Below are 12,822 nucleotides of genomic sequence, written 5' to 3'. Positions count from 1 at the left end.
CATGAAAAAGTATTACATAATGTTGGTTTTATTATTTCCAATGATGTCTTACGCAACTTGCTCGGGAACGCAAGATAAAGATGCTAACATTAGTTTCACATTAACGGATCAAGGGGAGACTAAAAATTTCAATACGAATTTTGATGGGAGTTTTAGTTGTTATAGCTCTGGAGATAAAATTTATATCGCCAATAGCCTACAAGATTATATAGTTGAATTACAAAATTCTTCAGGCGGGAAATCTATATATATTAAATTAAATGCTTCTGTCGGGGGGGAATGGCCAATACCTACGCCAGGTTCAGTATTTCCCAGTCGTAATTATTCAGCAGCAGATTTGTTTAATACAAAAAATATTCAACTTAAGGTTGAATATGTCGACGATCCTGGTAATGTAAAACAGCGGTTTTCTAACACCAGCACCTTTACTATTGATGATGCGATTATATTTTCATCAAATTCCAGCTGTAGTTTGACAAATATTTTAGCATGTTTACTAGGTCTGAATGCTTCATTTTCGCAAAAAATAACTTTCAATATAACGCATAAACCGACAACCTGTAAGTTTTTACAGTCTGATTATGCTATTACTTTACCTAATATTTCTATAAAAGATTTACAGGCTGGTAGATATGGAGGGAATGTTTCTGATACTCTAAAGCTAGAATGTAACGGTGTGTATAGTGTAGCAACAAATCCTGTCACCCTTAAAGTTTCTTCTGGCGATTGGTCGGATGATGGACTTACCCTGAAAAACACTTTACCTGATGGTGCGCAAGGAGTGGGATTTAATATCTACAGTGGCTCAGATACCAGTGTCCCCTTAAAAAATGGATCTGTTTTAAAAAGAATAGAAAAGATGGGCGCGGTTGACAAATATTATAATTTTATAGTTAGTGCCAGGTATGCACGAATTAATAATGAACCGTTACGAACAGGGAAAGTGCAAAGCAAGGTTGTTTTTACTATTACATATGATTGATTTTTTCATGAAATTTAGAACACGAATTGCCTCTTGGACAGTACGTGTTCTTCATTTTAATTAAATACCATTATCGATGATAAAAAATCTCGCCGTCGTAGGCTTTAATGATCTTAGCATCGGCATCGTTGACCAGCACATACGCGCCGCCCATGTAGGTCCAGTGGGTACCTGCTGTCGGTGCGGGCAGGTTGCGCAGATTCCACTGTTTAATGGTGTATTCTTCGGTGAGATACAGTGGTGGAACCTTGTCACCGGGTTTGAAATGGGTGAAGTCAGCAATAAAGCTGCTCAGTTCATACTTATCGATACCGGTGGGGGCAGCTGTTGCAGCTGGTGCGGCCCAGACGACGCTGCTTGCAAGCAGAAGTGCACCCAGCAACATTTTATTCTTCATACCCATCCTCTCTACCTCTTCGGGTCATCAAAATCAGTCATGTATCATTCCTGGCATACCGGATGTCTGACAAGCACTATTTTGTGATCACTCCAGTAATTTCGTAAAAAGTGTAAATGAAAGTACAGAAATCCGGCAACTGTGACCAGAGGTTTAGCGGCGAAGCATCAGCGTGCAGTGCCAATTTACATCATCAGACACAGACAGTATCCTGTTGCTGAAACCAACATATTACATTTGCGTTTCAACGACTCGGGGTGCCCTTCCTGGTGAAGGCTGAGAAATACCCGTACCACCTGATCTGGATAATGCCAGCGTAGGGAAGTCTGACACTGCTCGTGTCCCTTCTTCGCGCGGGCAGGAGCTGAACCATGCAGCCTGACCTGCACAGCCGCGCACTCGCGGCTCACATCTTGCACCAATTTAGAATCTTATCCCCGCTCACACACTGTATGACCAATGAGGTCGTGCAAAGCTTTACTGCCAATACGTTACTGGCGATGGGCGCATCGCCTGCGATGGTGATCGAGCCTGAAGAAGCCAGCCAATTCGCCGCTATTGCCAGTGCATTGCTGGTTAATGTCGGCACCTTAACTCGGGAACGGGCCACGGCGATGCGTGCCGCAGTTGAGCAGGCTCATCATGCTAAAACCCCGTGGACGCTCGATCCCGTTGCCGTAGGCGCGCTTGAGTTTCGTCGCCGCTTCTGCCTGGAATTATTGTCACTGCAGCCTGCGGCTATTCGTGGCAACGCTTCGGAAATACTTGCTCTGGCCGGCATGAACGGTGGGGGACGCGGCGTGGATACAACCGATACGGTTGTCGCTGCGCTTCCGGCAGCGCAGGCGCTGGCTCGTCAGATTGGGACCATTGTCGTGGTTACCGGCGAAGTGGATTACGTCACCGATGGTCAGCGTACCGTTTGCGTGGACGGTGGTGACCCGTTGATGACTCGCGTGGTGGGCACCGGATGCGCGCTATCAGCGGTTGTTGCGGCCAGTTGCGCTTTACGTGGTGACCGACTTGATAACGTCGCCTCCGCCTGTAGCTGGATGAAACAGGCCGGGCAAATAGCCACACAACAATCAAACGGACCGGGCAGCTTTGTCCCGGCATTTCTCGACGCCCTCTATAATCTGAACGCCCAGGAGCAAGCATGAAACGGATTAACGCATTAACGATCGCCGGAACCGACCCAAGCGGTGGTGCGGGTATTCAGGCTGATTTAAAAACCTTCTCGGCGCTGGGCGCTTACGGCTGTTCCGTTATCACGGCGTTGGTGGCGCAAAATACGCGTGGGGTGCAGTCGGTGTATCGCATTGAACCTGATTTTGTCGCCGCGCAGTTGGACTCTGTGTTCAATGATGTGCGTATTGATACGACTAAAATCGGTATGTTGGCGGAGACGGACATTGTCGAAGCTGTCGCCGAACGTTTACGTCGCCATCGGGTACAAAATGTGGTGCTGGACACGGTGATGTTGGCGAAAAGCGGCGATCCGTTGCTGTCGCCCTCGGCGGTAGAAACGTTGCGTACCCGTTTGCTGCCGCAGGTTTCGATTATCACCCCTAATTTACCCGAAGCTGCTGCACTGCTCGGGGCATCGCATGCGCAGACTGAGCAGGAGATGTTAGAGCAGGGAAGGGCGCTACGGGCGCTGGGCTGCGAGGCAGTGTTGATGAAGGGCGGTCATCTGGATGATGCACAAAGCCCCGACTGGCTCTTTACGCGCGATGGTGAGCAGCGTTTTACCGCACCAAGGGTGATGACCAAAAATACCCATGGCACCGGTTGTACGCTATCGGCGGCGTTGGCAGCCCTGCGTCCGCGCCATAACAACTGGGCCGATACCGTACAGGAAGCCAAACTGTGGCTTTCAGCGGCGTTGGCACAGGCCGACACGCTGGAAGTTGGCGAGGGAATTGGTCCGGTGCATCATTTCCACGCGTGGTGGTAATGGGTATACTGGCTGCAGAAACGGCGGCCAGGAAAAAGATAAATGGAACAAGCGCATACCCAGCTTATCGCACAACTGAATGAACGTATTTCAGCGGCGGATAACACGCCGCTGTATATGAAATTTGCGCAGACGGTGAAGAATGCTGTGCGCAGTGGGATCCTGGAGCACGGCAATATCCTGCCCGGCGAGCGCGACCTCAGCCAGTTGACCGGCGTTTCTCGGATTACGGTACGCAAGGCGATGCAGGCTCTGGAAGAAGAAGGTGTAGTAACACGTGCCCGCGGTTACGGAACGCAAATTAACAATATCTTCGAGTATTCGCTTAAAGAAGCGCGCGGTTTTTCTCAGCAGGTGGTGTTGCGCGGTAAAAAACCAGATACGTTGTGGGTTAACAAAAGAATTGTGCCTTGCCCGGAAGAGGTGGCACAGCAGTTGGCTGTTGTCGCAGGGAGTGATGTCTTCTTGCTCAAACGCATTCGTTACGTTGACGAAGACGCAGTCTCTATTGAAGAGTCCTGGGTACCCGCACATCTAATTCATGACGTGGATGCCATCGGTGTTTCGCTGTATGACTATTTTCGTAGCCAGCATATTTTCCCGCAGCGCACGCGCTCACGTGTTAGCGCCAGAATGCCTGACGCAGAGTTCCAGGCGCACATTCAAATGGATAGCAAAGTGCCGGTACTGGTGATCAAGCAGGTAGCGCTTGACCAGCAGCAACGGCCTATTGAATACAGCATCAGTTACTGTCGTAGCGATCTATACGTTTTTGTGTGCGAGGAGTAGCTCCTCGCGTGACGGGGCGCAATCGCCACCGCGATGCCCAACTACCCAGGACGCCACCGCGTTACCTAACAGCACTGAGTCGGCCAGCGTCCAGCCAGACGCCAGCCCAGCCAGCATGCCGCCAGCGTGGCTGTCACCTGCGCCGATAGTATCAACGACCGCCGTTGCAAATGCCGGTACGCAGCCGGATGTCTGTGCGCTGAAATACCATGCGCCGTCTTTATCGTGACGCACGACCACCGGTGCGGTGAAACGCTGCACCCATTCTGCGCCAAAACCTTCCACATCCTGACTTAATGCAAACCGCTCGGCAGCAATTTCCGCCTCCTGACGATTAAGTGACACCAGCGGACGACAGGCCATAATTCTTGCCAGTAAGGGCTCGGGAATGTCGCCGATGCGCGGGCCAAAATCGATAAATGGTGTCACCTCTTCCAGACCTTCCAGCCACTGCACCAGCAATTCACCGCACGGGGACGCTAGCTGATAACCCGAAAGATACACCAGGCTATGACGCGGGATATCCAGCTGTGCCAGCCAGGCGGCATTCCACTGATTCTCAACGCCGCTAAAAGACATAAAGGTACGCTCGCCATCCGGCTCCACCAGCGCCAGACACCAACCGTTATCGCCTTCGGCATTGTCGATCAGGCTATGCAGTCCCTCTTTTGTCATCCGGTTGCGGATAATGTCGGCCCACACTCCCTGACCCAGTGGTAGAGCATTGCAGGCATCGATACCTAAACGCTTAAGCGTGACGGCGATATTGAGTGCGCAGCCGCCAACGTTAACACCTTGCTGCTTGAGCTCGATGTCACAGCCGCGCCAGGGGAGGGCATACGCATCGGCAATGACATCAATCACCGCCGCACCCACCACCGTTACTGGCCGCTGTGTACGTAATTGCGAGAGAAGTTGTTGCAGATGCGTGTTGCTCATAGCGCCTCCCGCTGCTCGCGCAGTCGCATTAACCCGTTGGCGTAGTGGGTAAAGTCCAGCTGATTCACCGCGTCCAACTCCTGCTTCAATGCTGGGTTGATCGCGCTCACGCCGTGTAATGCACCACAAATGGCGGTTGCCATCGCCCCGATGGTGTCGGTATCGCCGCCGAGGTTAGCGCACAAAATGGCGCAGCGGTTAGGATCGGTCTGCGCCAGCTCAACCATGGCGATAGCGCAAGGAACGGACTCAATGGTGCTGGTTCCTGCCCCCACAACCTGATACAACTGCTCGCTGGCGGACTCGATGCCATCGGCGTTACGGACGATTTTCAGCGCCAGTTCAAGGCGTGCACAAAGCGATGCGCTAAAGGTGGTGATTCGTTTTTGCTGCGCATGCAGGGCAATGGCAGGTAGCGCGTCGACAATCTCTGACCATTTTCCTCCGTCGATGGCGCGCGATACCGCCCACGCGACGACAACGGCTCCCGCGATAGCCAGATCCGATTTATGCGTTGGGCTGGAGGCCAGTGCCACATCATCGATAAAGGCATCAAGATCGCGGGCGGGCAGCAGGCATCCCAGCGGGGAAACGCGCATTGCCGCGCCATTGGTCACGCCGTTGTTTTCAAGTTCGGCGACCGGTTTACCGTCACGAATAGCTTTCAACGCAATTTTCGAGGTCGGGCCGAGCACGTTTTTATTAAAAGCATCAAACTGCTCAGCCCATGCCAGAATATTGCGACCAATAACGTCTGGCACAATTTCGCCGTCGCACTCAAGCAGGGCATCTGCCAGACACAGTGCCATGGACGTGTCATCAGTGAACTCCGCCTGGTTAAAATAGCAGGCGGCATTATTTTCCGCAGGGCCGGGCAAAAAACGGTCGATCCAACCGAAGTGTGCTTTTACCCGGGTTCTTGGCCACAGTTCCGACGGCATGCCCATCGCATCCCCTAACGCCTGCCCATAAAGAGCACCGAGAATACGTTCTGCTTTCATTTTACTTCCCCTTGTTTCAACGCTACATCGCGATCGTCCACCTTAATGGCGGTGATTTCTTTGTCTGATTCGCGAAAGAAAATCATAAACATCACGGCAATGACGGCAATCATGACCGCGCCAAATCCCCACATGCCAGCCCAGTTAAAGGTGAGACCATTAACCGGTTCCTGATAAGCAAACATTTTTTCCATCATTACGCCGCCCAGACGGTAACCGAGCAGGCTGCCGAACCCCTGACAGCAGAGGGTGATAAGCCCTTGCGCTGCGGTGCGCATGTGGACCGGCGCTTTTTTATCGACATAGATGTAAGCCGTGACGTAATAGAAGTCGTAACTGACGCCGTGCAGCAGAATGCCGAGAAACAGCAGGGCGTAAGTGAAATATTCTTCCGCACCGCCGTAAACGAAAAATCCGTAGCGGATCGCCGCAGTAATAAGACCAAGCAACAATACCTTTTTAATGCCAAAGCGTTTGGTGAAAAACGGTAGCGCCAGCATAAAGAAGATTTCAGAGAACTGGCCCAGCGTCATCCAGCCGGTGGCGTTTTTCATTCCGACTTCTGTCAGGTAACCGTTGGCAAAGATGTAATAGAACGCCAGTGGCATCGCAAACAGGAAAGAGCAAAAGAAGAAGACGAGGAAGTTCTTATCGCGCAGCAGGATCAGCGCATCCAGACCCAGCATAACTTTGAAATCCATTTTGCCGGTACTTTTGGGCGGCGTATCCGGTAAAAAGAAGGCAAAAACGCCTAACAATGCGGAGCTTCCGGCAGTGACAAGCAGGGGAATATTGGTCGGTGAGATGTCGTTATAGCCAAGCATTTGCGGTAAGAAACCGCAGGCCAAACCGGAGGCAATCCAGCCAATGGTCCCCATCACGCGGATGCGCGGGAAATCACGTTCAACATCCGGTACGTTGGCAAAAGCAATACTGTTGGTCAGCGCAATCGTCGGCATATAGGTCAACGAATAGGCCAGTAACAGAGGGAAGAATCCGCTAAAGGTGGTTTGCTGGGCGGCGAAGTACATCAGAATAGCGCCGACGAACATCAACACCGCCAGCACTTTTTGCGCGGAGAAAAAGCGGTCAGTGATTGAACCGACCAGAATGGGCGACAGGATCGCCGCAATGGCGGTGCAGGCGTAGGACCAGCCGATCTCTCCAGCACTAAAGCCACTTTTACTCAGCCAAAGCCACAGCGGTACAAACCAGGCGCCCCAGATAAACCACTCTACAAACATCATGAACGACAGCTTAACTGTAGTTTTCATCTTTAAATCCTTCATGACAGGTAAGGTACGCGCTGATAGTACCATTCAATAATACCTTTAAAATACCTTTGAGATTAAACTTTGACCGTCTTAACATTATTTTTTCCTGAATCGAGCCAGCAGAAGTTGCTGAAAAGTGCGCTAAAGATGGAAAAAAAGCGCAGTCGGTACCAGGCTTAATGCTGCCCGCAAAAAGGCGGGTCAGGACAATCCATATTCCGGTTTTAAACCGGAACTTACGGGAGCATAGCTATGACTGATATTGCGCAGTTGCTTGGCAAAGATGCCGACAGCCTTTTACAGCATCGTTGTATGACCATTCCTTCTGACCAACTTTACCTGCCTGGACATGATTACGTCGATCGCGTGATGGTGGATAACAACCGGCCGCCTGCCGTGCTGCGTAATATGCAGACGCTGTATAACACAGGGCGACTTGCCGGGACAGGGTATCTGTCGATCCTACCGGTGGATCAGGGTGTAGAGCATTCTGCTGGGGCTTCGTTTGCCGCTAACCCGCTGTACTTTGATCCGAAGAATATTGTGGAGTTGGCTATCGAAGCAGGGTGCAACTGCGTGGCATCGACTTACGGTGTGCTGGCTTCTGTCTCCCGCCGCTACGCGCACCGTATCCCGTTCCTCGTTAAAATTAACCACAACGAAACGCTCAGCTATCCGAATACCTTTGACCAGACGCTGTATGCCAGCGTAGAGCAGGCGTTCAATATGGGTGCGGTTGCGGTAGGGGCAACCATCTATTTCGGTTCTGAGGAATCTCGCCGCCAGATTGAAGAGATTTCAGCAGCGTTTGAGCGCGCCCATGAGTTGGGTATGGTTACCGTGCTGTGGGCGTATCTGCGTAACCCCGCGTTTAAAAAAGATGGCGTGGATTACCATGTTTCCGCCGATCTTACCGGGCAGGCTAACCATCTGGCTGCCACTATCGGAGCGGATATCGTTAAGCAGAAAATGGCGGAAAATAACGGCGGGTATAAAGCGGTTAATTTTGGCTATACCGACGATCGCGTCTATACCAAGTTGACCAGCGAGAATCCAATTGACCTGGTGCGTTACCAACTGGCGAACTGTTATATGGGGCGTGCCGGGTTAATTAACTCTGGCGGGGCGGCCGGCGGCGACACCGACCTGAGCGATGCAGTGCGTACGGCGGTTATTAACAAACGTGCGGGTGGTATGGGGCTGATTCTGGGGCGTAAAGCGTTCAAGAAAACCATGGCCGACGGCGTTAAGTTGATTAACGCCGTACAGGACGTTTATCTGGACAGCAAAGTCACTATTGCCTGATCCCTCGGATTGTCGTTGGGTTAGCGCAATAGCGGACAACCCGGCGGCAGTCTGCAACGTAGCGCAGCGGGCAGGATTTCAATATGAAACTCTTGTCCGCTGAGCGGTTCACCATCGAGATTAAAGGTAATTTCGTGTGGGGCGCGGATATCAAACCACGACGATGCGCCGTCAATAATGTTAGGGTTGTCTTCGGATTGCGTTAACGCCGAAAGCAGTCCTGGCAGTAGTTCCTCGCCGGTAAAAATGCGCAGTTGCAGCAGGCCGTCGTTGATCAGCGCCGTCGGGCAAAGCTGTTGCCCACCACCGGCCTGGCGACCGTTACCGATACCAATCACCAGCGCCTTACCCTGCCAGTGAAAATCCTCCCCACGAATGTCACAGATGTCGGGCTTGAGCGTATCCATGCGCATTAATCCGTGAATAAAATACGATACACCGCCCAGTGCGGCCTTGAGTTTTTCCGGCGTTTCGGTGGTGATGCGAGTGCCAAACCCGCCGGTCGCCATGTTGATAAAACAGGTTTTATCGTTGACCTGCACCATATCAATCGCAGTCGCATTTGCAGCGATAGCCAGCTTTAACGCCTTATCAAGGTCATCGGGTATACCAACACTGGTGGCAAAGTCATTCGCCGTTCCCAACGGTAAAATACCCAGCGCTGGAATATTGCCACCCTGCGACTGAATCAGCGCTGTCGAAACTTCGTTGATGGTGCCGTCACCGCCGCCGGCTATCACCGTAGCAACGCCTAGCTGACGAGCTTCATCAACGTAGCGTTGGGCATCGCCTTTTTCCCAGGTCACGCGAACATGGATTTCCACGCCTTCATCGCGAAGCTTCGCAATGGCATCACGCAGGGGGAGATTATCAGCACTTTTTCCATTGAGGATCAGTAAACTGGCAGGGAACGCTATCATCCGTTTGCCTCACTTTTTTTCGTTTTAACAAGTGTATGCCAGGAAAGCGTTTATGGCGTAAGAACTGACTGAAAGCGCAGGCGAAGAGATAAAAAAAGCCGCAGAGCGCGGCTTTTCAGATTGGGCAGACGTTACTGCGGGAACCACTGATCGCTGATTTTCTGGTACGTGCCGTCAGCTTTGATTGCCGCCAGCGCGCTGTTCAGTTTTTCCAGCAGGGCTTTGTTATCTGGGCGAACCGCGATGCCAAGGCCAGTACCGAAGTATTGCGGATCGGTTACTTTGTCTGTGGCTACGCCTAACTGCGGGTTGGTTTTCAGCCATTCGTTAACCACAGCGGTATCGCCAAATACGCCATCAATACGGCCATTTTTCAGGTCGATAATCGCATTCTGATAGCTATCGTAGGCCACGGTTTTCACCTCAGGATGTTTGTCCTGCAGGTATTTCTGATGGGTGGTGCCGTTTTCCATACCGATGCGCTTACCTTTCAGGTCGGCAAAGGTTTTATAGGTGTCTTTTTTCGCAATCACCAGCGCGGAGTTGGCATAGTAAGGCTGAGTAAATGCAACCTGCTTGCTACGCTCAGGTGTGATATCCATTCCGGAAATTACCGCATCATATTTCTTGAATTTCAGCGCGGGGATCAGGCTGTCGAAAGCGTGATTGGTGAAAGTACATTCTGCCTGCATTTGTTTGCACAGCGCCGTTGCCAGGTCGATGTCAAAACCGACAATTTTATTGCTCGCGTCCAGTGATTCAAATGGCGGATACGTGGCTGATACACCGAAACTAATTTTATCAGCAGCTGAGGCGCCAGCGGCGAAAGTAGCAAGTAATGCGGCCAGTACTAACTTTTTCATGGTGGAACTCCCGTCTGTCAATCTTATGATTATTACCGTGTCTGCGGCGTGGAGTAACAATGCCATTTTATGAATTTATATGCAATAAAAATGATTAAGTATTTTTTGCGGTGTAAAAAAAGACGGACAATTTAGGTTCTTGTCCGTCTTCATTATTTTGCTTTATGCATATTTGCCGGATGGCGGTGCTAGCACCTTATCCGGCCTACAAAAGGTGCATGAACCGTAGGCCTGATAAGCGTAGCGCCATCAGGCATATGCTTAATTCCGGTGTTCAAACGCCAGCGCTTTACGTTCGATTAAGCGCATCATCAGCGTTAGCAAACCGTTGACGATCAGATAAATCACACCTGCCGCACCGAAGACCATAACGTCATAAGTACGACCGTACAGCAGCTGGCTATAGCCCATGACTTCCATCAGCGTGATAGTGTAAGCCAGTGAGGTACTTTTAAATACCAGCACCACTTCGTTGGAATACGAGGAGAGGGCGCGTTTAAAGGCGTACGGCAACAGAATCGCCAGCGTATCCTTTTTGCTCATCCCTAACGCTCCGCAGGACTGCCACTGGCCTTCCGGGATTGCACGGATAGCGCCGTAGAACAGTTGCGTAGTGTAGGCCGCACTGTTTAACGACAGCGCAATTAAGGCGCATAACCAGGGTTCAGAGAGCAGATGCCACAGTACCGGATATTCTTGCAATGCCGGAAACTGTCCTGGTCCGTAGTAGATCAGGAAGATTTGCACCAGCAGCGGTGTACCGGTAAACAGCGTGATATAAGCGCGAACCAGCCACACCAGCACCGGCGTTTTCAGCGTCAGGATGACGGTGAAGATTAGCGCCAGCACCAGAGCAACCACGATGGAGGCGACCGTCAGCGTCAGGCTGGTATGCAGCCCTTTCAACAATTCAGGTAAATACTCAAGCATCAGCCTGGTCTCCGCTCAAAACGTGTCGCGCGCAGGTCAATGCGTTTGAGAATGTACTGACTCACCAGCGTAATCACCAGGTAAATAGCGGCCGCCACAATGTACCAGGTAAACGGCTCCTGGGTACGGGTGGCAATACTCTTCGTTTGCAGCATCAGATCGTTCACGCTGATAAGGCTGACCAGCGCGGTATCTTTCAGCAATACCAGCCACTGGTTACCCAGTCCCGGTAAGGCATGACGCCACATCTGCGGCATCACCAGACGAAAGAAGATCGCGGCTTTAGACAAACCCAACGCCTGACCAGATTCCCATTGTCCGAGTGGCACGGCCTTCAGCGCGCCACGCAGCGTTTGTGATGCGTAAGCGGCGTACAGTAATGACAGTGCAATGACACCGCACAGAAACGGGCTGACGTCGAAGTTTTCGATCTGCATCTGAACCGGGATTTGTACAAACCCGAGATTGATCGTAAAGCCATCGGCCAGCGTCAGCAGCAGTTGTGAGGAGCCGAAATAGATAAACAGAACCACCAGAATTTCTGGCAGACCGCGCAGGATGGTGACCAGGGCCGAGCCCGCCCATGCCACCGGGCGCCATTTTACTGACTCCCAGACGGCAAAGAACATGGCGAGCGCAAGGCCAATGATCAGCGCACAAACGGCAAGGCCGACGGTCATCCCGGCGGCGCTTGCTAAAGGAAAAAATTCATTCATCAAATATTACTTCTGGAACCATTTGTTGTAGATGGTCTCGTAAGTCCCATCTTTCTTCACTTTTTCCAGCGCAGCGTTAAATTTCTGCTGCAGCTCGGTATTGCCCTGGCGCACAGCAATGCCCAGACCTGTACCGAAGTAATCTTTATCCGTCACTTTGTCACCAACCGCGGCAAGCTTAGGATTGTCTTTCAGCCACTCGGTTACTACTGCGGTATCACCAAAGACGCCGTCAATACGACCATTTTGCAGATCGAGTTTGGCATTCTGGTAGCTGTCATACGGCACAGTGGTCACTTCCGGATGTTTATCCATGATGAATTTCTGGTGCGTGGTACCGTTTTGAACGCCGACTTTTTTACCTTTCAGCTGGTCGATGCTGGTGTATTTACCCTGCTGGCCCACAAACAGCGCAGAGTTGTCGTAGTAAGGGGTGGTGAACAGCACCTGTTTTTCACGCTCAGGCGTGATGTCCATACCGGCCATCACCGCGTCAAAACGACGGAACTTCAGGCTCGGAATCAGGCTGTCGAAAGCCTGATTGGTGAAGGTACAAGTAGCGTCAATCTCTTTACACAGCGCGTTTGCCAGATCAACGTCAAAACCTACGATCTTGTTATTCGCATCGATAGATTCAAACGGAGGATAAGACGCTTCGGTGGCGAAACGAATGGTTTGGGCTGCGGTAGCGGAAAGACTAAAACCTGCGATTAGCGCGGCAATCAGAACTTTTTTCATTGTATTGTCCC

Annotated in this window: 14 protein-coding genes and 1 riboswitch; of the genes, 5 read left to right on the top strand and 9 right to left on the bottom strand. The window is 51.5% G+C overall.

The features are described from left to right. The first annotated feature begins 1 nt into the window (after window position 1). The gene (locus OGY13_RS18265) at window positions 2-982 is read left to right on the top strand and encodes a fimbrial protein (protein ID WP_213752578.1); all 981 of its coding nucleotides are present in this window, start codon (window positions 2-4) and stop codon (window positions 980-982) included. A gap of 70 nt (window positions 983-1,052) precedes the next feature. Here OGY13_RS18265 and OGY13_RS18260 read toward each other — a convergent pair whose 3' ends face one another. Then, window positions 1,053-1,385, bottom strand: coding sequence for an RcnB family protein (locus OGY13_RS18260; RefSeq protein WP_003834436.1), 333 nt, complete (start codon window positions 1,383-1,385; stop codon window positions 1,053-1,055). A 237-nt stretch (window positions 1,386-1,622) separates the two neighbouring features. Further along, window positions 1,623-1,719: riboswitch (TPP riboswitch) on the top strand. Window positions 1,720-1,750: 31 nt separating this feature from the next. On the opposite strand from OGY13_RS18260, the gene thiM reads away from it, so the two are divergent. The 3 genes from thiM to OGY13_RS18245 are packed head-to-tail and all read left to right on the top strand — an operon-like array spanning window position 1,751 to window position 4,125. After that, on the top strand, window positions 1,751-2,539 hold the full coding sequence (gene thiM / locus OGY13_RS18255; protein WP_213752579.1) for a hydroxyethylthiazole kinase: 789 nt from the start codon (window positions 1,751-1,753) through the stop codon (window positions 2,537-2,539). Next, window positions 2,536-3,336 carry a bifunctional hydroxymethylpyrimidine kinase/phosphomethylpyrimidine kinase gene (gene thiD, locus OGY13_RS18250; protein ID WP_048234945.1) on the top strand — a complete coding sequence of 267 codons (801 nt, stop codon included), beginning with the start codon at window positions 2,536-2,538 and terminating at the stop codon, window positions 3,334-3,336. Before thiM ends, thiD begins: the two co-directional genes overlap by 4 nt. Before the next feature lie 42 nt (window positions 3,337-3,378). Continuing rightward, complete coding sequence (locus OGY13_RS18245; RefSeq protein ID WP_008785236.1) at window positions 3,379-4,125, top strand: GntR family transcriptional regulator; 747 nt, start codon at window positions 3,379-3,381, stop codon at window positions 4,123-4,125. Here the strand turns inward: OGY13_RS18245 and OGY13_RS18240 are convergent. The 3 genes from OGY13_RS18240 to OGY13_RS18230 are packed head-to-tail and all read right to left on the bottom strand — an operon-like array spanning window position 4,099 to window position 7,339. Next, on the bottom strand, window positions 4,099-5,064 hold the full coding sequence (locus OGY13_RS18240) for a PfkB family carbohydrate kinase (RefSeq protein WP_213752580.1): 966 nt from the start codon (window positions 5,062-5,064) through the stop codon (window positions 4,099-4,101). The two genes, OGY13_RS18245 and OGY13_RS18240, sit on opposite strands and share 27 nt — an antisense overlap. Then, complete coding sequence (locus OGY13_RS18235) at window positions 5,061-6,065, bottom strand: ADP-ribosylglycohydrolase family protein (RefSeq protein WP_137377500.1); 1,005 nt, start codon at window positions 6,063-6,065, stop codon at window positions 5,061-5,063. The genes OGY13_RS18240 and OGY13_RS18235 overlap by 4 nt, the downstream gene beginning before the upstream one ends. Next, window positions 6,062-7,339, bottom strand: coding sequence for a nucleoside permease (locus OGY13_RS18230; protein WP_153687498.1), 1,278 nt, complete (start codon window positions 7,337-7,339; stop codon window positions 6,062-6,064). The genes OGY13_RS18235 and OGY13_RS18230 overlap by 4 nt, the downstream gene beginning before the upstream one ends. Window positions 7,340-7,591: 252 nt before the next feature. Here OGY13_RS18230 and fbaB point away from each other — a divergent pair, with 252 nt between their 5' ends. Further along, window positions 7,592-8,644, top strand: coding sequence for a class I fructose-bisphosphate aldolase (fbaB, locus tag OGY13_RS18225; protein ID WP_213752581.1), 1,053 nt, complete (start codon window positions 7,592-7,594; stop codon window positions 8,642-8,644). 20 nt (window positions 8,645-8,664) lie between these two features. Here fbaB and yegS read toward each other — a convergent pair whose 3' ends face one another. The 5 genes from yegS to artI form a co-directional block, all read right to left on the bottom strand. Next, the gene (gene yegS / locus OGY13_RS18220) at window positions 8,665-9,564 is read right to left on the bottom strand and encodes a lipid kinase YegS (protein ID WP_048215937.1); all 900 of its coding nucleotides are present in this window, start codon (window positions 9,562-9,564) and stop codon (window positions 8,665-8,667) included. A gap of 131 nt (window positions 9,565-9,695) precedes the next feature. Then, window positions 9,696-10,427 carry an arginine ABC transporter substrate-binding protein ArtJ gene (gene artJ / locus OGY13_RS18215; protein WP_003027308.1) on the bottom strand — a complete coding sequence of 244 codons (732 nt, stop codon included), beginning with the start codon at window positions 10,425-10,427 and terminating at the stop codon, window positions 9,696-9,698. A 261-nt stretch (window positions 10,428-10,688) separates the two neighbouring features. Next, window positions 10,689-11,357, bottom strand: a complete 669-nt coding sequence (gene artM / locus OGY13_RS18210; RefSeq protein WP_003840185.1) for an arginine ABC transporter permease ArtM — start codon at window positions 11,355-11,357, stop codon at window positions 10,689-10,691. Beyond that, entirely contained in the window at window positions 11,357-12,073 is a 717-nt protein-coding gene (gene artQ, locus OGY13_RS18205; protein WP_003027301.1) for an arginine ABC transporter permease ArtQ, read from the bottom strand. Before artQ ends, artM begins: the two co-directional genes overlap by 1 nt. A gap of 6 nt (window positions 12,074-12,079) precedes the next feature. After that, complete coding sequence (artI, locus tag OGY13_RS18200) at window positions 12,080-12,811, bottom strand: arginine ABC transporter substrate-binding protein ArtI (RefSeq protein ID WP_003027298.1); 732 nt, start codon at window positions 12,809-12,811, stop codon at window positions 12,080-12,082. Window positions 12,812-12,822: the final 11 nt, after the last annotated feature.

Source organism: Citrobacter sp. Cpo045, assembly GCF_030332875.1.
GTDB classification, from domain to species: domain Bacteria; phylum Pseudomonadota; class Gammaproteobacteria; order Enterobacterales; family Enterobacteriaceae; genus Citrobacter; species Citrobacter portucalensis.
This window is presented reverse-complemented; position numbering and strand designations above follow the sequence as displayed.